This is a genomic window from Niveispirillum sp. FG156 (assembly GCF_057809555.1).
This window is the reverse complement of the sequence record NZ_JBMDKE010000019.1, coordinates 42,563-65,027: the sequence shown is the minus strand read 5'-3', so window position 1 is coordinate 65,027 and position 22,465 is coordinate 42,563. Positions and strand designations below refer to the sequence as shown.

Below are 22,465 nucleotides of genomic sequence, written 5' to 3'. Positions count from 1 at the left end.
CCCTCCAGTTGATGGCGCTTGCGCCGGCGTTCAGCCGGGCATCTCCGCCAGGCCCAAACGCATGTCACCAGAACCCACCGCCCGGTAGCGCAGGCCCGTCAGGGGTCCGATCACTGCCAGGCAGACGAAAAGCAGTACGATTTCAAAACTGTAGACAGTGAGATAGCCGGCAGCGCGGGTCGTCATCGCCTCACCCAGGCGCCCATCCAGCGCCAGGGAGTTCACGCCATTCTTGATCAGACCCGCCGCCAGCAGGGAGCAGCCCATGGCCGTGGACTGAACCGCCCCCCAGGCACCGACCACAATGCCGCTTTCCGACCGTGCCGATACCGCCATGGCCCCCAACAGGGTGCCCACGGAGAACAACCCGCCCCCCAGCCCGACACCGGCAGCACCCAGATAGAACAGGCTGTGAATTTCCAGCGGCTCCGCCAGGATGATCACCGAAAAGGCGCTGATCCCGATCAGCAGGCCGCGCGCGGCGATGCGGTACATCTCCCCGCCCCGGCCCAGGCTTTTCGCAGCCCAGGCGAAACCCGCCATGGTGCCCGCCGCCCAGAAACCGGTCAGCAGGGTCGTGCGCCCCACCGACATGCCCAGGATTTCACCGCCATAGGGTTCCAGCAGGATATCCTGCATGGAGAAGGCCGCCGACCCGACCGCAACGGCCAGCAGCAGGCGCACCGTTCCGGCATCGCTGCGATACTGGGCAAGTGCGTCCCAGAAGCCGGCGCGGGTACCGCGTTCGGCAACCCGGGCGGGGTTGCGGGCCTCCTGCTTCCAGATGGCGATGACATTGAGGACGATGGTGAAAACCGCTGTCCCCTGGATCACTTGGATCAGGTGCATGGCGGAGAAATCCACCAAGGCCACGGAGTAGAAGGCAGACGCCCCGATCATGCCGACCAGCAGCATGACATACAGCAAGGCGACCACACGCGGCCGCTTGTCCGCCGGGACCAGATCACTGGCCAGCGCCAGCCCAGCCGTCTGTGACATGTGCATGCCAAAACCGGTCAGCATGAAGGCACCGAAGGCGCCAACCGCACCCGCCCATTCCGGCCCCACCGTCTGCGATTGCAGCAGCAGCAGGGCGAACGGCATGATGGCCAGCCCCCCGAACTGCAACAGGCTGCCCAGCCAGACATAGGGCACGCGCCGCCAGCCAAGGACGGAGCGATGGGCATCAGACCGGTAACCGAAGAACAGGCGCAACGGCGCGGCCAGGACCGGGATGGCGATGGCCGCGGACACCAGTTCCACCGGCACACCCAGTTCCACGATCATCACGCGGTTCAAGGTGCCGTTCAGCAGCACCATGACGCAGCCGACCGAGATCTGGAACAGAGCCAGCCGCAGCAGGCGCGACAGCGGCATCTCCATAGACGCCGCATCCGCGAACGGCATGTAACGGGTCCCCAGCTTTTGCCAAAGCCCGATGATCCTGCGGTTGGCGGCGCCCATGCTCATGGCCGGAAGACCTCCATCGCCTGGGATTTATAGAAACCGATGGAAACGCGTTCCGTCCGCCCCACAAGCCAACCCGCCATGTCCGCGCTGGCGACGAGGTTGGCAACAAGATCGTCGGTATCCACCGGATAGATGGAAGGAGAGCGGTTGCCGCGCGGGAAGGCCCGGCCTGCCGCCAGCATGGTGCGCAGGAAGCGCGAGCCGGGCGCCAGCGTGAAAACCATCTTGCGGTCGGTACGCGCCGCCAGTTGTTCCAGCACGCGCGTCGCGTGCGCGGCCTCATAATGGATCAGCACATCCATGGCCATCACGGCATCGAACCGGCCATGCCGCGCATCCAGCATGTCGCCGCTGTCGAACCGCACCGTGCCTGCATGCGCGCCGGCAGACCGATACTCTGACGCGCGCTGACGGGCGAAGTCCACCATCTGCGCCGACAGGTCGATGCCCAGAACCTCGGCACCACGGTCCATCAGTTCCAGCGACATCACGCCCGATCCGCAACCGGCATCCAGAATACGCCAGCCCGTCAGATCCTTCGGCAGCAGGCCCATCAGTATCTGGCGCATGGTGTCCCGGCCCCGGCGGACGGTCGCGCGGATGCCGCTGACCGGCTGTTCACCGGTCAGCTTCTTCCAGGCGTCCAGTGCCGTGCGATCGAAGTAATGTTCGATCTCTCCGGTCCGGCGAATGTGATCGACATGCGTCATCGCGGGCTCCCCGTCACTCGAACCCAAGGAAATCAAAGATCTGCCGGTCCTTCATCGGCTCCACCAGCAGCCCCGGCGTCCCCGCCCACAGCGTTTCGGCCAGTTTCAGATATTCCTGCTGAATGGCCACGATCTCCGGGCTGTCACCCATTTCGAACAGGGTGCTTTTCTTCAGGCGGCTCAGGCGCACCTGATCGCTGTCCGGGATATGGGCCAGACGCTTCAGGCCGATGGCGGCGTTGTAGCGGTCGATCTGATCGGTTTCGCGCGACCGGTTGGCAATCACGCCACCCAGCCGCACCTCATAATTCTTCGACTTGGCCTTGATCGCCGCGACAATGCGGTTCATGGCGAAGATGCTGTCGAAATCATTGGCCGCCACGATCACGGCCCGTTCGGCATGCTGCAACGGCGACGCGAAGCCACCGCAGACGACATCGCCTAGCACGTCGAAGATCACGACATCGGTATCGTCCAGCAGATGATGTTCCTTCAGCAGCTTGACCGTCTGCCCCACCACATAGCCGCCACAGCCCGTGCCCGCCGGCGGCCCACCCGCCTCGATGCACTGCACGCCGTTATAGCCCTGGACCATGTAATCCTCGGGCCGCAACTCCTCTGAATGGAACCCCACCTTTTCCAGCACGTCGATGACGGTGGGGATCAGGCTTTTGGTAAGGGTGAAGGTCGAGTCATGCTTGGGATCGCAGCCGATCTGAAGCACCCGCTTGCCCAGCTTGGAAAAGGCGACGGCAAGGTTGGAGGAGGTGGTGGATTTGCCGATCCCGCCCTTGCCATAGACGGCGAAGACCTTGGCCCCGTCGATCTCCATGGTCGGGTCGAGATGGACCTGCACACTGCCCTCCCCGTCAGCGCGTTCGCGCAGCGACTGAACCAGCCGTGCATCCTGTTCCACGCTACGGGTATTGATTTGAATGTTCATTCGGCAGCCTCCCTTGCTACGCCTTCCAGACGGTCTTCCAGTTCCTCTCCCGCCCGACGCAGGGCATTGAGGGTTTCTGTGTCCGGCTGCCAGTAATTGCGCTCATGCGCCTCCATCAACCGGGCCGCGACGCGGGCCGTAGAGGCGGGATTAAGGCTCGACAGACGCTGGCGCATCTCAGGGTCGAGCACGAAAGTCTCGGTCATCTGCTGATAGACCCAGGGGTCGATGCCGCCCGCCGTGGCCGACCAGCCCAGCGTATTGGTCACCTGCGCCTCGATATGGCGCACGCCCTCATAGCCATGTTTCAGCATCCCCTCGAACCATTTCGGGTTCAGGGTGCGGGTACGGGTTTCCAACGCCACCTGTTCGCCGAGCGTGCGGACCTTGCCCTCACCCTGCGTCTGGTCGGAGATGAAGACCGGCAGGGTGGCGTCACCCTTGGCCCGCGACACAGCCTTGGTCAGGCCGCCCAGCGTATCGAAATAATGTTCGATGGTGGTGACCCCAACCTCGACCGAGTCCAGGTTCTGATAGGCCATGTCCACATCGCTGAGGATGGAGTCCAGCACGGCAGCCTGATGGCTGGTCTTGCCCTTGCGGTTGATCGCAAAGCTTTTGCGCTGGGTATAGGTCTCGGCAATTTCCTCATCATCCGTCCAGGAGGAGGAGCCGATCAGCATGTTCACATTGGCGCCATAGGCCCCTTCGGCATTGGAGAACACGCGATAGGCTGCCGCCTCCAGCACGCAAGCATGCGCCTCGCAATAGGCCAGGGCATGCTTGCGGATAAAGTTCATCTCCACCGGCTCATCCGCCGTGGCGGCCAGGTAGCTGGCCTCTGCCAGCATGCTGGCCTGGATAGGCAGCAGGTCGCGGAAAATACCGGACAAGGTCATGACCGCGTCGATGCGGGGACGCTTCAGCTCTGACAGCGGGATCAGTTCCGCTCCACAGACGCGGTTATAGGCATCCAGGCGCGGGCGGGCACCCATCAGGGCCAGGGCCTGCGCCATCGGCGCGCCGCCGGTCTTCAGATTATCCGTACCCCACAGAACAATGGCGACGGTTTCCGGCAGGCGTCCGTCGATCTGGCGATACCGCTCTATCACCCGGGCCGCCTGCCGTTCCCCATCCTGCAAGGCATAGGCGCTGGGGATACCGAACGGGTCGAAACCGTGGATATTGCGGCCCGTGGGCAGCAGGTCGGGCGTGCGCAACAGGTCGCCCGAGGGTGAGGGCATGATGAACCGCCCATCCAGGGCGCGGACCAGCCCGTCCAGTTCCTCATTCCGTGCCAGCCCGGCATTCATGGTCGAAAGGCGGGCAATGGTCGCACGCTTGGCGTCGTCGGCACCACGCAACACCAGATCGATAGTGCGGGCATCCTGATCGACAATGGCAGTGGTCAGGACGGTGTCACCGCGCAGGAAGGCAGCATCCTCCATCCCCGTCACGACATGCCCCAGCAGTTCAAGCCGCTGTGCCCGATCCATGCCCTGGCCCGCCACATGCAGGCCATGGGGGATCAGGGCATATTCCAACTCCATCATCTGCTGCATCAGATACTGCACCACCTGTGCCTCATCGGCGTCGGGCGGCGCGGGGCTGAGGTCCAACTGTTCGGCCTGGACGCGGATCAGGGCCATCATGCGGCTGCGTTCCACCGCCGCCTCGGGCTCGGTCGTGCGGTAACGGTCAAGGCTGACCTTCAACTCGCTCAACCCCTTATACAACCCGGCCTGGGTGATGGGCGGGGTCAGGTAGGAGACGAGCGTGGCCGCCGACCGGCGCTTGGCGATGGAGCCTTCTGACGGGTTGTTGGCGGCATAGAGATAGATATTGGGCAAGGCACCCAGGATGCGGTCAGGCCAGCAGGTGGCCGACAGTCCCGTCTGCTTGCCCGGCATGAACTCCAGCGCACCATGCGTGCCGAAATGCAGCACGGCATCGGCCCGGAACGTCTCGCGCAGATAGGTGTAATAGGCGGCAAAGGCATGGGTAGGGGCAAACCCGCCCTCAAACAGCAGCCGCATCGGGTCGCCTTCATACCCGAAGGAGGGTTGCAGCCCGACAAGCAGATTGCCGAACTGCCGACCCAGCACGAAGATACCGCGCCCGTTGCTGAGGATACGGCCCGGTGCCGGGCCCCACTGCACCTCGATATCGGCCAGATGGCGTTCCCGGCGCACATGATCGTCCGCCGATACAACGACATGGACATTGGCCTCCGTCCCGTGAAGGGCCGCATTGCCTTCCAGCAGCATGGTACGCAGCGTATCGACACTGTCGGGCACGGCGACGTCATAGCCTTCGGCGGCCAGACGCTGCATCGTGGCATACAGGCTTTCAAATACCGCCAGGAAGGCGGCAGTGCCGATGCTGCCGCTGTTGGGCGGATAGTTGAACAAGGTGACGGCGATGCGCCGTTCCCGCCGCTGCTTGCGGCGCAGGTCGACCAGGGCGGCCAGCCGACCGGCCAGCAGCTCCACCCGCTCCTCATCCGGCTGCATGCAGGCGCGGTTGGCGGGGCATTGGCCCAGCTGGCGGGCGCAGGTGCAGGTTTTGGGCTTGGTGCCCCCCTCCGACCGGCCACCGATGACCATGGCGCCGGTCGCCCCATCCAGTTCCGGAATGGCGACCATCAGCGTGGTCTCGATGGGGGTCAGGCCCTGGCCGGATTTCTGCCAGCCTTCCTTGGACTGAAACTCCGTCACGAAGGCGGACAGGTAGGGCACATCCAGCTTGCCCAGGGTGCGGGCGGCGGCGGCACTGTCGCTATAGGCTGGACCACCGACCAGGGAGAAACCGGTCAGCGAACATAGCGCGTCGATGGCCACACCGCCGCCATCCGTTTGCATGAAACGCTCCACCGCCGACCGCATGTCCAGGCCGGAACAGAAGGCCGGCACCACGCGATAGCCCCGCCCCTCCAGCGCGCTGATCACCCGGTCATAATGGGCAGTGTCGCCGGACAGGATATAGGTGCGCATCAGCAGTAGGCCGATGGTACCGCGCGGTGACGGCACGCCGGGCAGTGTCGACAACTGCGTCGTGACACGCGGGTTCAGGCGCGGATGGTAAAGGCCGACATCGGGATATTCGACAGGGTCGCCCGCCGTGACGCGGGTTTGCAGGCCTTTGCGGTCGCCGCGCGCATATTTGGCGACCAGCAGGCGGATCATGTTGGCGACATTGTCTTCCGACGCGGCGATCCGGTATTGCAGGGTCAGGAAATAGTTGCGCACATCCTGCGCCGTGCCGGGGATGAAACGCAGCAGCTTGGGCAAGCGTCGCAGCATGGCCAACTGCCGCTCGCCCGCCGTCTTGCCGCTGTCCCGGCCGCCACGCGAACTGGAGCCCCGGAGCTTCTTCAGAAGCGCCAGCGGGCCCTTCTGCTCGTCGCTCATCCGGAAGCGGCCCATGGTCGTGTATTTCATGACCGTGCCGGCAGACATGCAGCAGACCATGGCGTCGCATTCGCGGTGCCGCGCCTCAAGCACGTCGGCGATGGCCTTCACATGTTCTTCCACGAAGATCATGGAGACGATGATGATGTCGCCGGCCAGGATGTCCGACCGGCAGGCGGCCAGACGGCCCGCATTTTCCGCCCAATCCGTGGCAGCGTGGACCGTCAGCGTCAGCCCCGGCAATTCGCGCGTCAACGCCAGACGGGCGGCATCCACCGCCGCCACGATGTGATTGTCCAGCGTTACCAGCACCACCCGAACGGGAGTGCTGTCAGCGGGCGAAATGGGCTTTCGCGTCATACAGCGTCTCCACGGTTATCGGGTGAATCCCCTTGCCCTGGGCAAAGAGTTCGGTGTTGCGCCGGGCCTTGCCCCGGACAAAGAACGGGACTTTCTGTAGTTCCCTTTCAGCCTCCAATGTCCAGGCAGCGATGACCCCGGTCGGGGCGGCTGCCACCACCGGGGCCGGCGCTGCCTCCACCGCCTTGATGGCCGGTGCCTGCGGATGCAGGTGTGACGCGGTGGCGCCGTCGTTGAATTCGAAATCGTCCCGGAACATCTGCAACAGATGTTCCTCCAGCCCCATCATCAGCGGATGGACCCAGCTGTCGAAAATGACATTCGCCCCTTCGAACCCCATCTGGGGGGAATAGCGGGCCGGGAAATCCTGCACATGCGTCGGCGCAGAGATGACGGCGCAGGGAACGCGCAGCCGCTTGGCGATGTGGCGTTCCATCTGTGTGCCCAGCACCAGTTCGGGCCGGGCGGCCACAATCGCGGCCTCCACCTCCAGATGATCATCGCTGATCACCGCCTCCACGCCATATTTGGCGGCGGCATCGCGCACATCGCGGGCAAATTCTCGCATATAAGTGCCAAGGCCGCAGACCCGGAACCCCAGTTCCTCCGACGCGATGCGGGCGGCGGCGATGGCGTGAGTGGCATCGCCGAAAATGAAAACCCGCTTGTTGGTCAGATAGTTGCTGTCGATGGAGCGGCTGTACCAGGTCAGGCGGTCGCGGGTGCTGCCCTCCCGCGCCGGCAGGCCGGCCATGGCCCGCACTTCATCAACAAAGCTCTGTGTCGCCTGCACCCCGATGGGAATGGTGGAGATGAAGGGCATACCATGCGCGGTTTTCAGCCAGCGGGCCGTGACATCGGCAATTTCGGGATAGAGCACGATGTTGAAGGCCGCTTCCGGGATACGCGCCAGATCGGCGGGCGTGGCGCCCAGCGGGGCCACGACGCGCACGTCCAGCCCCTCTTCCGTCAACAGCTTCACAATCTCCGTCACATCATCGCGGCAGCGAAAGCCCAGCGACGTGGGGCCCAGGATATTGCAGCTATTGGCGGGAATGTTATCGGGGCGCGGGTTGCGGCCCACAAAGGCGCGGACCAGACGATAGAACGTCTCCGCCGCACCCCAGTTTTCCTTCTTCTGATAGGATGGCAGTTCCAGCGGCACCACCGGCACGGGCACATCAAGGGTGCGCGCCAGACCGCCCGGATCATCCTGCAACAGTTCCGCCGTGCAGGACGCCCCGACCAGCAGCGCCTCCGGCGTGAAGCGTGCCACCGCATCACGACAGGCCTTCTTGAAGATATCCGCCGTGGACCCGGCCAGATCGCGGGCCTGGAAGGTGGTATAGGTGACCGGCGGGCGGGATTGCCGCCGTTCGATCATGGTGAACAGCAGGTCGGCATAGGTATCGCCCTGCGGCGCATGCAGCACATAATGCACACCCTGCATCGAGGCGGCGATGCGCATGGCGCCCACATGCGGCGGGCCTTCATAGGTCCACATGGAGAGCTTCATCGCACAGCCTCCCGCCGCTCGACCCCATTGGTCAGGATGGCGTTGCGCATCAGGGGGCGGGCGAACAGCTCCGCCAGATCACCGGCCTGTTCAAAGCCCTGAATGGGGGTGAAGCTGAATTCGATGGACCATTTGCTGACCCGTCCCTCCGCCTCAAACGGATTGGCAAGGCCAAGGCCACAGACGATCAGATCGGGGTTGGCGGTGCGGCAGCGGTCGATCTGTTCATCGACATCCTGGCCCTCCGACAGGGTGACACCCGCCGGCAGCAGGGCCAACTCACCCGCCACATGCTCACGATGCAGATAGGGGCTGCCGACCTCCAGCAGTTCCGACCCCATTTCCCGCGACAGGAATCGTGCCAGCGACGGTTCCATCTGGGAATCGGGGAAGAAGAAGACACGGCGCCCTTCCAGCCAGGGCCGGTAATGGGCCATGGCCTCTGCGGCGCGGCGGCGCGGCTGTGCCACCACCGCATCGAACCGGGCCATATCGACCCCGAAGGTCGTGCAGATGGCGCGCAGCCAGGCGCTCGTCCCCTCCGCCCCCAGCGGGAAGATGGAGTCGATGCGCCGGGCGCCACGCGCTTCCAGCGCAGCGGCAGCGGCCCCCAGATAGGGCTGCGCCAGGATGAAGCGGGTTTCAGGACCGACCACCAGACCCTTGATGGCATCCCGGCCCGGCAGGAAGGTGACGCCGGACAGGCCCAACTCCGCGAACAGGCGGGAGAACTGATCCTCCACCACATCGGCCAGACAGCCCAGAACCACCAGCTTCGCGGCCTCACCAGCCGACCGGGTCGACGCCTTGTCAGCAATCAGGGCGGCCAGAAAATTGTCCTCACCCTGCGTGAAGGTCGTCTCAATTCCGCTGCCGGAATAGGCGATCACACGGTGGCGGGGGGCATGCACGGCATTCAGCCGGGACGCCGCCCGCGACAGGTCCAGCTTGATCACTTCCGACGGGCAGGAGCCGACCAGGACCAGCATGCGGATGTCGGGCCGGCGTTCCAGCAGGCGGGCCACCACATTGTCCAACTCATCATGCATGTCGGCCATCCCGGCCAGATCACGTTCTTCCATGATGGCGGTGGCAAAGCGCGGTTCGGAAAAGATCATCACGCCCGCCGCCGATTGCAGCAGATGCGCACAGGTGCGTGACCCCACAACCAGGAAGAAGGCATCCTGCACCTTGCGGTGCAGCCAGATGATGGAGGTCAGGCCGCAGAAAACCTCATGCTGGCCCCGTTGGCGGATGGGCGCCGGTTCGGCGCAGCTGGCGAGTTCGGGCATGCTCATGACACCCTCCCCGCTGCTGACAGGACCGCTTCAATACTGCCGGGATTGCCACCCATCGCCGCATTGGCGCGCCGCGCCGCGTCCAGCCGCGCCAGGCGCAGCTTCCACACGAACTGTCCGGCATTCACCATGTAGGTGGCATAGGCCGCCAGGGCCAGGACCATCAGGCCGGCAGTCCCCAGAGTGCCCGCCCAAAGCGCCACCAGATAGGCGCTGTGCAGGGCCAGGACCAGCATGGAGAAGACGTCTTCCCAGAAGAAAGGCCGGGCGAAGAGGTAAACCCCAAACACCTCCTTCTCCCAGATCGAGCCGGTGATCATGATCGCATAGAGGGTCAGGGTTTTGACCACGACCGACATCTGCGCCATGGCCAGACCTTCGCCGGTGGCGAGGTAGCGCATGATCAAACCCAGGCTGATCAGGAAGACCAGGAACTGAACAGGGGCAAGTATGCCCTGGACCAGAGTCCAACCGCTCGCATCGCGACGGCGCCGTTCCTCGTCGGTGTATAGAGCAGGGCCCGGATGAGGTTGGTTGATCTTACCGATCACGCTGTCTCCTTCTCCCCGTCCGGCTGTCCATCGGGCTCTCGGGATAGGCAACAGTCCCATCGAAATGCAAAAGTGTCAATCTAAGTTGACGTAAATTTTGATTTACATCACGGAGCAAGCCGGCCATTCTGAGGACGCTCGCCAGTGTGCTGGTCCCCTGAACCACACCCGCACCTTGCGCCGCGCAAGCTCTGGGTTGATAGGGGGGCGTTCTCGCGGCGGGCACATGGGCAGAATATTCGCAGACACCGACAGCCATTACAAAGTGCGCTCGACCCTGCGGGCCGAGGGGCCGGTGAGAGGGGTATCGCTTGCCCCCCAAGGCCAACCAGGGTACCTAGCGTCAAGCGAACGGGACGGGCTCCGCCGCATTATCCAAAGGACCGTGGCGCCAATGACCGCCGGAAAGCTGGCAGCGCGCTATGACATCGGATTGGAGCATGACCAGCGTTACGACGCGGCCCTGTCGGATTTCTGCGCCCAGGTGGTCCGACCGGGGGTGCGCGCGTCGGCCCTGCGCGAGTTCATGCGGCGCGAAATCCCCCACGACCAGCCGGATATTGTCTCGGTCCTGTTCATTGAGGCGGTGGCCCGCCTTCTTGGCCGCAGATGGGTCGATGACGATTGCGACTTCATCGATGTAACCATCGGCACTGCCCGGCTTCAGGAGATTATCCGACTGCTCTCCTTCGAGTTCCGTGGCCGGCAGCCACGCAGCTGGGTCCCGTTTGTCGCGCTGGTCACCCCGTACGGGGAGCAGCACACATTGGGCTCCCACATTCTGGGGCTGCTGTTCGATGCCATGGGCTGGTCCAACCAGATCCTTGAAGGGAGCGATCCGCAGGGGGTGAACCTGCGCTCCACCCTGAAGCGGGCGGACATCGTCTGCATCGGGTGGAGCAACCATCGGCTCAAGAAGGAGTTCGAGGATATTGTGGTCGCGGTGCGAGCCGTGTCGCCCGGTGCGCGGACACCGATTGTCGCAGGCGGGGTCGCTGCATTAGAGTTTGTTGATTTTCTGGTGGGTTTGGGGATTGACTGCATCTGTGACAGTGTTTATTCCGCGTCAAAGATATGTGAGAAATTTTATGAGCTGGAAGCATTCGGCCATCAGGCACAAGCATCTGGCCAAAGGGTCCTTGTCAATGACAGACGACCTGATTGGCTTCTAAGATGAAGACGCTCAACGGTAAGAACGCGATGCATGGCACCGAAGTTGCCCTCAGCCTGCTGAAATCGCTGGATGCCGATTCTATTTTGGCTCTTGTTGGTCTGGGCGCCGATATTGTTATGCTGGTCGGCCATGATCATACCGTCCATCGTATTCATTTTGCAGATCCTGATATGGGCAACTATGGCCTGACCAGGGCCGTCGGCAAGCGGCTTCAGGATCTGGTGACTGTGGAATCCGTGCCCAAGATCGACGCCATGCTGACCGGTCAGGACAGCGCGCGGCAGGCCCGTGGCTATCAGGTAAACCACAGCTGTGACGGCAAGCCGGACCTGCCCGTACTCTATTCGGGTTTTTCGGTGGCCGACTCACCCTACATGCTGGTGGTTGGCCGTGAATTGCGCCAGCAGATGAAGGATCAGCAGCGTCTGGTGGAAACCCAGATGGAGCTGGAGGCTGATTACCGCGAGCTGCAGGAGGCGGAGGCCCGGTACCGTACCGCCTTTCGCGTCTCAACCATCGCGCATGTCATGCTGGATGGTGAGCGCAAGACGGTGCTGGACGCCAATGCCGCAGCCATCAGTCTGGTCGGCGGCGGTTCGACCGGTGTCGTCGGCAAGCCTTTCCGCGATCTGTTCCGCAAACAGGATCGCGACGCGTTGAGCGATGCCATCGGCGAGGCGCGCCACAGCGCCAGCCCCGTGCGGCTGGATACGCTAAAAACGGTCAAGGGTGAACCTGTGTCGCTCTCCCTGCGGTCTTACCGCGAGAACGGCATCACCAATCTCATCATCTCTGCCTGGCAGAGCAGCGACGCCCAGGAAGCCCGGCGTCAGCAGGTGGAAAAGCGGAACGAGCGGCCGGTCGATCTTACCGACGTGCCGGAGCCCGCCGTCCAGACCAATGATCAGGGCCAGATTGTGGGTGCCAACACCCTGTTTCTGGATTTGGCGCATGCCCCGTCCATTGCACAGGTCGTTGGACGCAATCTGGGAACCTGGTTCTCCAAGACATCGCTCGACCTGCATGTTTTCTATTCCAGACTGGCCGAAGAACAGGTGGTGCGTGGCTTTGCCACGACCCTGACCGACAATCTGTCCGGTGATCGTCCGGTACTGGTTTCGGCCAGGCGCAACCCGGAAACCGGCCTGACCCAAGTGATCTTCGTACCGCAGCCGGTCGTCACGACGGAACGGCTGGCCATACCCGCCCCCGGCGCGCCGGAACAGGCTGATGGCTTTGCCAACCTTGTCGGGCGCGTTCCGCTAAAGGATCTGGTGCGCGAGTCGCTGGAAGTGATTGAGAAAATCTGCATCGAGGCGGCACTGGACCAGACGAACAACAACCGCGCATCGGCGGCGGAGATGTTGGGCCTGTCACGTCAGAGCCTCTATATCAAGCTGCGCCGGCACGGTCTGGAAGATTACCGCCCTTCCAACTGATCCCAATCCGCCCACCACTACCCAACCCCGGCCCTCCTGGTCCGGGGCTTCTGCGCGCGTGCGCAGACAGTGGCATGCAGAAAAGTGTCAAATCGGTGAAGTGTCAATTCAGATTGACACTTCCCTTTGGGCAGGCATAGCATCGCCCCCATGGAAATCACCCGCACCGAGATATTGCGACGTGACTGGCCGGGCCCCTCAGCGGTGCTCGCGCTGCTGAAGCCCATTACCTGGTTTCCGCCGATGTGGGCCTATGCCTGCGGGGTGATTTCGTCGGGCAAGCCGCTAAGTGCGGCTTTCATCGCGGCGGCATTAGGCGTTTTGCTGGCCGGCCCCCTGCTCTGCGGGACAAGTCAGGCCGTCAATGACTGGTTCGACCGGCATGTGGACGCCATTAATGAACCTGATCGTGTCATTCCATCGGGCCGGATGCCCGGACGATGGGGTCTGTATATCGCGATCCTGATGTCGCTGCTGTCGATGGCCGTTGCCTCCTTGCTGGGGCCGCTGGTTTTTATCGCGGCACTGGCCGGCCTTGCACTGGCCTGGGGATACAGCGCCCCTCCCTTCCGGTTCAAACAGAATGGCTGGATCGGCAACGCCGCTGTCGGGCTGAGCTATGAGACATTGCCCTGGATCACCGCAGCGACGGCCATGACGGGGCTGATGCCGGCGAACCCGATCCTTCTGGTGGGCCTGCTCTATGGCATCGGCGCGCATGGCATCCTGACCTTGAATGATTTCAAGTCGATCCGGGGCGACAGCGAAATGAAGATTTCGACGCTGCCCGTCCTGCACGGCGCACAGGCCGCAGCCCGCATCGCCTGTATCGTGATGGCGCTGCCGCAACTGACCGTGGTCGGGCTTCTGGCCTATTGGTCACTACCCTACCACGCCCTGGCGGTCGGGGGATTGCTGGCGGTGCAGGTAGTGTGCATGCGCCGCTTCCTGGGCGATCCGGTGGGGCGTGCCGTCTGGTATTCGGCGGTCGGCGTCGGCCTTTATGTCACCGGCATGATGGTGACCGCCTTCGGCCTGCGTTACGCCGCGCTCTCCCCCTCTCCCGGTTGAGGATACTGAAATGAGCCAGAGCGCACAGGCCCTGTCCCACCGCGACGGTTCCCGGAAGACAGGTACGGGTGTCAGGCTGGGCTGGATCGATATTCTGCGTCTGGGTCTTGTCCAGGCGGCGTTGGGGGCCATTGTGGTCCTGACCAATTCGACCCTGAACCGCGTGATGATCGTCGAACTGGGGTTGGCCGCCATTGTGCCGGGCCTGCTGGTCGGTGTGCATTACGGCGTGCAGATCACGCGCCCCCTCTGGGGCCATCGCTCAGATACGGGCGGCTCCCGAACGGTATGGATTCTGCTGGGTCTGGCGCTGCTGGCATTGTCGGGCACGCTGGCATCGGCGACCACCCTGCTGTTTGCAGACAGCCACGCAATGGGCCTGGCCATCGCCTTTATCGCCTATGTGCTGATCGGGGTTGGAATTGGGGCCAGCGGCACCTCGTTGCTGGCGCTGCTGGCCACCCGCACCCCGCCGGAACGGCGGGCAACGGCGGCAACGATCACCTGGATGATGATGATCATGGGCATCATCGTGACATCCATCATCACCGGCATCGCACTGGAGCCCTATTCTCACCTGCGCTTGATCGAGGTTACGGCGGCCACAGGCGCCGCCGCCTTCCTGATCGCCTGGCTGGCCGTGCTGGGGATCGAACGCAAGCCGGCGATCACACCGGTGCAGGCCGCATCAGGAGCACCGGCCCGGTTCAACGACAGTCTGCGGGAGGTCTGGCACGATGGCGAGGCACGGCTGTTCACGCTGTTCATCGCCATGTCCATGCTGGCCTATTCCACACAGGACCTGATCCTGGAACCTTTCGCAGGCCTGCTGTTCGGCATGTCACCCGGCCAGTCCACGCAATTGTCGGGCACACAACATGCGGGCGTTTTCGCCGGCATGGCCGTGGTCGGCCTCGGTGGTTTCCTGCTGGGCAAGCGGGTACCGGGCCTTTCCCGGCTGTTCATCATTGCCGGCTGTCTTGGCTCTGCCGCCACATTGGCGCTGCTCTGTCTGGCGTCCACCGTCGCACCGCATTGGCCGCTGGCCCCGCATATCTTCGTGCTGGGCTTTGCCAACGGCATGTTCGCCGTTGCCGCCATCGGCACCATGATGCAACTGGCGACACGCGGACGAACCGGCAATGCCGGCATGCGGATGGGCGTGTGGGGCGCAGCACAGGCGATATCCTTCGGGCTTGGCGGTCTGCTGGGCAGCATCGCGCTGGACCTGGGCCGGCTGATCGCCGGTTCCGATGGCAGTGCATTCGGTCTGGTTTTCGGTCTGGAGGCGCTGCTGTTCCTGGCCTCCACCATGGTGGCCCTGCGGATCGGACGGGACACCGCACGGTCGGGCAGCATGGTGAGCCCGCATTCCCCCTCCATCCAGGCGGCGGAGTAGATGATGATGGCGACCGGCACACATACCAACCCCACCATGATCGGGAATGACTGGCCACCCTTGTTCGATGTGGCGGTGATCGGCGGCGGCCCCAGCGGGGCGATGGCGGCAGAGCGTCTGGTGGAACTGGGCCACGATGTGTTGCTGGTCGATCCGGGCAACCGGATCAAGCCCTGCGGCGGCGCCATCCCATCGCGCACCCTGCGTGATTTCGCCATTCCGGAAGAAATGCTGGTGGCGCGCGCCGGTGCGGCGCGGATCATCGCCCCGTCGGGCCGCGAGGTCGAAATGCGGATCGGCGATATCGGATTTGTTGGCATGGTGGATCGCGCCACTTTCGACCCCTATCTGCGTGCCCGTGCCGAACGGGCCGGTGCCCGCCTGTTCGTCGGCAAACTGGCGGGGCTGGAGGAGCGGTCGGACAAGACCTTGCTGCTGACCCTGACCGCCACGGGTGCCGATCCCGCGTCCGTGCCAGTCACATTGTCAGCCCGGATGGTGATCGGTGCGGACGGCGCCAATTCCACTGTTCGCCGCCTGATGTTTCCCGCCGGCAAACGGCCGCCCTATGTCTTTGCCTATCATGAGATCATTGAAAGCCCTCCCGATGGCGAGATCCGGGCCTTCGCGCCTGATCGCTGCGACGTCATCTATGACGGGCGCATTTCCCCCGATTTCTATGGCTGGGTTTTCCCGCATGGAAGCCATACATCGGTCGGGTGCGGATCCGGCGTGAAGGGCCATGACCTGCGCGGTGCAACAGAGGATCTGCGACGCGCCGCCGGTCTTATGCACTGCAAGGTCATCCGCCGCGAAGGCGCGCCATTGCCGTTGAAACCCATGCGCCGGTGGGATAATGGCCGCAATGTCCTGTTGACCGGCGATGCCGCCGGTACCGTCGCCCCGGCCTCGGGCGAGGGTATCCATTACGCCATGCTGTGCGGGCGCCTTTGTGCGGATGCCGTCCATACCAGCCTGGAAACGGGGCGCGCCTCCGCGCTACGGCAGGCAAGGCGGCTTTTCATGGGGGCGCATGGCCGTGTCTTCCTGATCCTCGGGATCATGCAGGCTGTCTGGTACCGCAATGACCGGTTCCGGGAGAAATTCGTTTCCATGTGTGCTGACCCTGATGTGCAGCGCCTGACCTGGGAATCCTACCTGAACAAGGCCCTGGTGCGGCGCGATCCGCTGGCCCATATCCGCGTGTTCTTGAAGGATACGCTGGCCTTGCTTGGCATCCGGGCAGGTGGACATGACCCTGTTGCTTGATGGGTTGGCGAATGGCTGGATCAGCCTGATCGCCATCCTGATCCTTTGGGTGGAGACCCTGGTTCTCTCCATGCTGTCCAGCCGGCCTCAGCGGCGGTTTCGCGCCCTGTGGGCCAATGCTTGTTCAGGAACTTGCCTTCTTGCTGCCCTCGGGCTTGCCCTTCGCGGGGTTGGACCTATCTGGATACTCGTCTTGCTAGCCGGCTCTCTGGTCGCGCACGGCATTGACATCCTGCTGCGCGCACCGTCTCACGGACGAGTGTTCAGTCGCAGGACGGAGTAGTTGAGAAATCCAGCTGTTGTGACCCACGCCAGATAGGGGAGGAACAGAAGTGCCGCGAGGTCTGAAACCGGCCAAGCCGTCAGGATGAAGCCGAGAATCGAGGCCCAGAGAACCATGATATCCGCCAGCGCCAGGCGCATTCGGCGCAACCCGAAAAACATCCATGACCACATGGCATTGACCACAATCTGGAGGCCCCAAAAAATAATGGGCAGCGACCATCCGGCCAGGGTCCAGACCCGCCAGCCGGCATAGGCGATGGCCATGTAAAGCAGCGTCCACACGACCGGAAAGGCCCATTTCGGTGGGGTCCAGGATGGCTTGCGGAGGCTTTCATACCACTCACCGGGCTTGAAAACAGCCCCGCTGGAAGCGGCAGCGAATACGAGTACAATAAAGACGAGCGCCGCCATGGAATGCTCCTTTGTCCCGATAGGCAGTTGTGACAGTAAACGAATGACGATTTTGTGCAATGACGCGTTCGGGCTTTTGCCGTAATCGGTCATCAGCCACTGGAAATCTTGCTGGCCCTTCGGCCTCAAGAACTGCAACTACGTTTCGGGAGGTAAGTATGTCGAAATTCCTCACACTCGCTTGCTTGATGACCCTGGCCATCGCGCCGACGGTCGCCCATGCCGATGAGGGCGATGCCGCAGCGGGCAAGCTTGTGTTCAACAAATGCATGGCCTGCCACAATGCCGAGAATGACAAGCCGAAGGTCGGGCCGTCGCTGATGGGCCTGTTCGGGCGGCAGCCGGGAACGGTCGCGGGCTACACCTATTCCAAATCGATGGTCGATTTCGGGGCCGGCAAAACCTGGGATGAGGCTCTGCTGAAGACCTACCTCCCCAACCCCAAGGCGTTGGTCAATGGCACGAAGATGGCCTTTCCCGGTCTGAAGACCGACAAGGAAATCGCCGACGTGATCGCCTATCTGAAGCAGTTCAGCCCCCGGAAATAAGGGCATGAAGGGCGCCACCCGTTCATCGGGTGGCGCCAAAATCATCAAAAAGTGTAAATAAAAGTTTACACACAAGCTGGTTTACCTGACAATCAATCTTGTCACGCCTTGCCTTAAAGGCTTCTGGCGTCCACGCAAAAAGAACGCAGGAACCACCTGCGGGCGCGGGGCGGTTGGTGCTCATGCGCGGGAGGATACGCAATGAGCCTTGTATCCCTATCTTCACAGACGCCCTTGCTCGACGCCATTCAGGAACCGTCGGACCTGCGGGCCTTATCGGATACCGATCTCCTGTGCCTTGCCGGGGAATTACGATCGGAAACCATCGATGTGGTCTCCCAAACGGGGGGGCATCTGGGGTCGAGCCTGGGGGTTATCGAACTGACCGTGGCCATCCATGCCGTTTTCGATACGCCACGGGACAAGCTGATCTGGGATGTGGGGCATCAATGCTATCCGCATAAGTTGCTGACGGGCCGGCGGGAAGCCATGCGGACGCTTCGGAAAAAGGGCGGGGCATCCGGCTTCACGCGGCGCGCCGAAAGCGCGCATGACCCGTTCGGGGCCGCCCATTCCTCCACCTCCATCTCCGCCGGGCTTGGATTCGCGGTAGCACGCGATCTAGGGGCTGATATTGGTGATGTGATCTGCGTGATTGGCGATGGCGCCCTTTCCGCCGGAATGGCGTTCGAGGCGATCAATAATGCAGGTGCGCTGGGCCGTCGAATCTTCGTCATCCTTAATGACAATGCGATGTCGATCTCCCCGCCTACCGGCGCCCTGTCCACCCATCTGGACCGGCTGGCCGGGCCGGTTCGGGCCAGTTCGGGGAACGCAGCGCCCGCTGGCGTGACCAGTCTGTTCGAACAGATGGGCTTTGCCTATCACGGTCCGGTTGATGGTCACGACCTGACAGGGCTCCTCGATACGCTCCGCCATCTGCGGCAAACCGCCGACGGTCCCGTCCTGCTGCATGCGATAACGCGCAAGGGTGCGGGTTATGTGCATGCCGAACGGGCAGCGGACAAGCTGCACGGGGTTTCCCCCTTCGATGTCGCGACAGGCACTCAGGCCAAGGCACGTGCGACCGGCCCCAGCTTCACCAAGGTTTTCGCAACCGCCCTGGTGGCGGAGGCCGAACAGGACCCAAGGATTGTCGCGATTACCGCTGCCATGGCCGGCGGCACAGGCCTTGATATTTTCGCGCGGTCGTTCCCCGACCGGACATTCGATGTGGGCATTGCCGAACAACATGCGGTGACATTCGCGGCTGGCCTTGCCGCCGGCGGCTTGCGCCCCTTCTGCGCGATCTATTCCACCTTCCTTCAGCGCGCCTATGACCAGATTGTTCATGATGTGGCGTTGCAGGGGCTGCCGGTACGGTTTGCCATCGACCGGGCCGGTCTTGTCGGCGCCGATGGGCCCACCCATGCGGGGTCATTCGATATCGGCTATCTCGCCAATCTTCCCGGCTTCACGGTAATGGCCGCCAGCGACGAGGCGGAACTGGTCCATATGGTGGCGACGGCTGCCGCGCATGACGCCGGACCCATTGCCTTTCGCTATCCACGGGGCGAAGGATCGGGCATTGAGATGCCAGCGCGCGGGACCGTTCTGCCCATCGGGCGGGGCCGCGTGATCGAAACCGGCTCCACAGTGGCACTCCTGTCCTTCGGCACACGGCTTGGCCAATGTCTTGCCGCCCGTCAGGCGCTGGAGGCACAGGGTATCTCGGTCACCGTCGCGGATGCCCGCTTCGCCAAGCCGCTGGACAGGGCCCTGATCGAAGATCTGGTATCCCGTCACAAGCTGCTTGTCACGATTGAGGAAGGGGCGACAGGCGGATTCGGGGCACTTGTTCTTCACCACCTCGCCGCCCGCGGCATGCTGGATGGCCGTTGCGGCCTGCGAACCATGACGCTGCCGGACAGCTTCATTTCACATGCCTCACCGGATGAGATGTATGCGGCGGCGCGCCTGAACGCTGAACATATTGAACGTCTGGTCCTGGGGGCATTGGCCCATTCCCGGCGGCGGCATGCGCTGCCCCTGCCCTATGACGGGACCAATGGCGCAGTCAACGGTTCACGAACCATCGCTGCGGAGTGAGTAATCAGCCCCAATCAATGACTAATATCAATCGATCGATGAAAAAAATTGCAGAAACGTGGGGATACGGTAAGCTTTCTGAATAAGGGAGGCTTACTTCCCAGGCCAATCACCGGGGGGGACATGGCCGAGAATGATGATAGCGGACTGCACGGGTTGCAAAACCCGGCGAGATCCGCCAGATCCGGACATACGAAACCAACCGCCATCGAACCCCAGCTCAGCAGCAGCGATCATCGCACGCTTGAGCGGGCAATCCGTGGTTCGGTTTCCAGCATTGTCGGTGCCAGTCACCCGGACAGCATGGCCCCCCATCATGGGCCAAACAGCGAGCATGACCTCGCCCTGCATCCGGAACATCATCCGCTGGCACGCCAGATGCCGGGCGCTGAACAAGCCATAGGTCATCGTGACAGCCTTCTGGCCTGTCTGATCGATCCCGATCCGCGCCGCCACCGCAGCTTCATTGAGGAACTGGTGCGTGCGTCGGTTCCTGTGCGTACGCTTGCCGTGCATCTTTTCGCGCCGGTCGCGGCAGAGCTTGGCAACCGCTGGTGCACGGATGAGGCTGATTTCATGCAGGTTGCCGTGGCCTCCACTCGCCTCAGCATGGTCGTCAACCATGTGTCCCATGCCGCCGCCCATTCAACCGTGGAACCAAGGGCGCAGCGTCGGATTTTGTTGACCCGCACACATGGGGCTCAGCACACGATCGGCGTATCCATCGTCGCCTCCTGCTTTCGCGACATGGGGTGGGCGGTCGAAGGCGGCAGCGATCTTGAAATCGATGAAAGCCTTTACACACGCCTGTCCGACAAACCCTATGATCTGCTGGGTATTTCCGTCAGCCGCGTGGACGAGGTGCGTGACTGTTCGGAGGTGATCCGCCGGGTGCAGGCCACGCCAAAGATCAGGAGGATGAAAATTGCCGTCGGCGGCCCCGCCGTCGTCGCCTCGCCCCTGCCGTTTCAGCGTATCGGTGCGGATTTCGTGACGCGCTCCGCCCTCGACGTCATGCAACTGGCCAGCCACGTCTGAAATATCAGCGAAAGTGGCTAAGTTTCCGCCCGATAGGGTGTAAAACGCGTCGTCGTCTCGTCAACGGTGAGGGGGCGGCCAATGGCCGGGAAGGCCCGTTGCGCGCAATCCCGCCGCTCGCACACCTTGCAGCCGGCACCGATAGGCGTCGCGGCATCCATATCCGACAGGTCCATTCCCTTGGCATAGACCAGCCGCGCCGCATGCCGGATATCGCAGCCCAGGCCGATGGCAAACTGTTTGGCAGGGGTACCATAGCCGCCGGCACCGTGGCTTACCGTCCGCGCCACCCACAGATATTGGCGGCCATCCGGCATCACCGCCCGCTGCGTCAGGATGCGGCCAGGCTGGGCAAAGGCCTCGTACACATTCCAAAGGGGACAGGAGCCACCCACGCGGGAAAAGTGGAAATCGGTGGCCGATTGCCTTTTTGAAATATTGCCGGCCCTGTCGACCCTGACAAAGAAGAAGGGCACGCCGCGCGCGTCGGGGCGTTGCAGCGTGGAGAGCCGGTGGCAGATCGTCTCGTACCCCACCCCGAACTGCCGCTCCAGCCGCTCAATGTCATAGCGCAGGCTTTCCGCCGCCGACAGGAAGGGCTGGTAGGGCAGGATGACCGCGCCCGCGAAATAGTTGGCAAGCCCGATCCGGGCGAGGCGCCGCGCCTCCTCGTCAGAGAAATCAGCCTGGGCCGTCAGTTGTTCCAATGCTTCTGCCTGCTCCAGGAAGGCGACCTGCGTTGCCATGTGAAAGGCCCGCTGCCCCGCCGTCAGATCGGCGGACAGGTAAAGCGTGCGGCTGGTGCGGTCAAAACGGCGGGACGCACCATCACTCTCCAGCCCGCGTTCCACCATCACCACCCTGACATCATGGCGCCGTTCCAGATGTGCCTGAAGGCCGGGTGCCATGTTGCCGATGGTCAGATTGGCGCTGCGGTGCATCTTCTCCGCAGCGCTGTCCAGCGGTTCAACATGGTTATGGCGGGCATAGAAGAAATCCCGCACCTCCTCAAACGGCATCAGGGGTTTTGGCGTGGCCTGCCAATCCTCTCCCAGCCGGGTCGACACCTGCTCCAGCCGTCCCGTGGCCTCGCGGTAACGGCGGTGCAGGAACAGAAACGCCCGGCCCACCGCCGGCATGCTGGACGCCAGTTCCTTCAGTTCCGCAAGAGCCACCCCCTCCTTCACGCCGGTTTCGGTCATTGCCTCCCTAAGGTTGGCCACCAGACGCGCCTCCTCATCCTCGGAGAAGAGTTGCACATCGACGCCGAAAACCGCGTTGATCTTCAACAGGACGGGAACGGTAAGCGGCCGGAGATTCTGTTCCAACTGGTTCAGATAGCTGGGCGACAGTTCAAGCGCCCGGGCCAGCGCCGCCTGGCTCAGCCCCCGCTCCTCCCGCAACCGGCGCAGCCGGACCCCCACAAACTGCTTACGCATGCCACACCATTTGCATCATTCGCAA

Annotated in this window: 17 protein-coding genes; 8 read left to right on the top strand and 9 right to left on the bottom strand. The window is 63.1% G+C overall.

Features of this window, described 5'->3' with window-relative positions:
- Nucleotides 1-30: 30 nt before the first annotated feature.
- From ACODSP_RS13790 to bchF, 7 genes are all read right to left on the bottom strand, one after another.
- A complete protein-coding gene (locus ACODSP_RS13790) occupies nt 31-1,470 on the bottom strand; it encodes a BCD family MFS transporter (RefSeq protein WP_488966145.1) in 1,440 nt (479 codons plus the stop codon).
- Entirely contained in the window at nt 1,467-2,180 is a 714-nt protein-coding gene (gene bchM / locus ACODSP_RS13785) for a magnesium protoporphyrin IX methyltransferase (protein ID WP_488966144.1), read from the bottom strand. Before bchM ends, ACODSP_RS13790 begins: the two co-directional genes overlap by 4 nt.
- A gap of 13 nt (nt 2,181-2,193) precedes the next feature.
- Entirely contained in the window at nt 2,194-3,012 is an 819-nt protein-coding gene (gene bchL / locus ACODSP_RS13780; protein ID WP_444732431.1) for a ferredoxin:protochlorophyllide reductase (ATP-dependent) iron-sulfur ATP-binding protein, read from the bottom strand.
- 107 nt (nt 3,013-3,119) lie between these two features.
- Nucleotides 3,120-6,893: a magnesium chelatase subunit H gene (locus ACODSP_RS13775; protein WP_488966143.1), complete on the bottom strand. Its 3,774-nt coding sequence runs from the start codon at nt 6,891-6,893 to the stop codon at nt 3,120-3,122.
- A complete protein-coding gene (bchB, locus tag ACODSP_RS13770; protein ID WP_488966142.1) occupies nt 6,865-8,409 on the bottom strand; it encodes a ferredoxin:protochlorophyllide reductase (ATP-dependent) subunit B in 1,545 nt (514 codons plus the stop codon). The genes ACODSP_RS13775 and bchB overlap by 29 nt, the downstream gene beginning before the upstream one ends.
- Nucleotides 8,406-9,707, bottom strand: coding sequence for a ferredoxin:protochlorophyllide reductase (ATP-dependent) subunit N (locus ACODSP_RS13765; RefSeq protein ID WP_488966141.1), 1,302 nt, complete (start codon nt 9,705-9,707; stop codon nt 8,406-8,408). The genes bchB and ACODSP_RS13765 overlap by 4 nt, the downstream gene beginning before the upstream one ends.
- Complete coding sequence (bchF, locus tag ACODSP_RS13760) at nt 9,704-10,258, bottom strand: 2-vinyl bacteriochlorophyllide hydratase (protein WP_488966140.1); 555 nt, start codon at nt 10,256-10,258, stop codon at nt 9,704-9,706. Before bchF ends, ACODSP_RS13765 begins: the two co-directional genes overlap by 4 nt.
- A gap of 394 nt (nt 10,259-10,652) precedes the next feature.
- Between bchF and ACODSP_RS13755 the strand changes: the two genes are divergently transcribed.
- From ACODSP_RS13755 to ACODSP_RS13735, 5 genes are all read left to right on the top strand, one after another.
- The gene (locus ACODSP_RS13755; protein ID WP_488966139.1) at nt 10,653-11,435 is read left to right on the top strand and encodes a cobalamin-binding protein; all 783 of its coding nucleotides are present in this window, start codon (nt 10,653-10,655) and stop codon (nt 11,433-11,435) included.
- Nucleotides 11,432-12,871 (top strand): transcriptional regulator PpsR, encoded by a 1,440-nt coding sequence (gene ppsR, locus ACODSP_RS13750; RefSeq protein WP_488966138.1) that lies wholly within the window; start codon nt 11,432-11,434, stop codon nt 12,869-12,871. The genes ACODSP_RS13755 and ppsR overlap by 4 nt, the downstream gene beginning before the upstream one ends.
- Nucleotides 12,872-13,021: 150 nt before the next feature.
- On the top strand, nt 13,022-13,942 hold the full coding sequence (gene chlG / locus ACODSP_RS13745; protein ID WP_488966137.1) for a chlorophyll synthase ChlG: 921 nt from the start codon (nt 13,022-13,024) through the stop codon (nt 13,940-13,942).
- Between the two features lie 10 nt (nt 13,943-13,952).
- Nucleotides 13,953-15,341, top strand: a complete 1,389-nt coding sequence (locus tag ACODSP_RS13740) for a BCD family MFS transporter (RefSeq protein WP_488966136.1) — start codon at nt 13,953-13,955, stop codon at nt 15,339-15,341.
- The gene (locus tag ACODSP_RS13735; protein WP_488966135.1) at nt 15,342-16,610 is read left to right on the top strand and encodes a geranylgeranyl diphosphate reductase; all 1,269 of its coding nucleotides are present in this window, start codon (nt 15,342-15,344) and stop codon (nt 16,608-16,610) included.
- 249 nt (nt 16,611-16,859) lie between these two features.
- On the opposite strand, the gene ACODSP_RS13730 is transcribed toward ACODSP_RS13735, so the two are convergent.
- A complete protein-coding gene (locus tag ACODSP_RS13730; protein ID WP_488966134.1) occupies nt 16,860-17,399 on the bottom strand; it encodes a TspO/MBR family protein in 540 nt (179 codons plus the stop codon).
- 65 nt (nt 17,400-17,464) lie between these two features.
- On the opposite strand from ACODSP_RS13730, the gene ACODSP_RS13725 reads away from it, so the two are divergent.
- From ACODSP_RS13725 to ACODSP_RS13715, 3 genes are all read left to right on the top strand, one after another.
- Nucleotides 17,465-17,854: a c-type cytochrome gene (locus ACODSP_RS13725; protein ID WP_488966133.1), complete on the top strand. Its 390-nt coding sequence runs from the start codon at nt 17,465-17,467 to the stop codon at nt 17,852-17,854.
- Between the two features lie 201 nt (nt 17,855-18,055).
- Nucleotides 18,056-19,963: a 1-deoxy-D-xylulose-5-phosphate synthase gene (locus tag ACODSP_RS13720; RefSeq protein ID WP_488966132.1), complete on the top strand. Its 1,908-nt coding sequence runs from the start codon at nt 18,056-18,058 to the stop codon at nt 19,961-19,963.
- 48 nt (nt 19,964-20,011) lie between these two features.
- On the top strand, nt 20,012-21,001 hold the full coding sequence (locus ACODSP_RS13715) for a cobalamin B12-binding domain-containing protein (RefSeq protein WP_488966131.1): 990 nt from the start codon (nt 20,012-20,014) through the stop codon (nt 20,999-21,001).
- A gap of 17 nt (nt 21,002-21,018) precedes the next feature.
- On the opposite strand, the gene ACODSP_RS13710 is transcribed toward ACODSP_RS13715, so the two are convergent.
- Nucleotides 21,019-22,440: a short-chain fatty acyl-CoA regulator family protein gene (locus ACODSP_RS13710; protein WP_488966130.1), complete on the bottom strand. Its 1,422-nt coding sequence runs from the start codon at nt 22,438-22,440 to the stop codon at nt 21,019-21,021.
- Nucleotides 22,441-22,465: the final 25 nt, after the last annotated feature.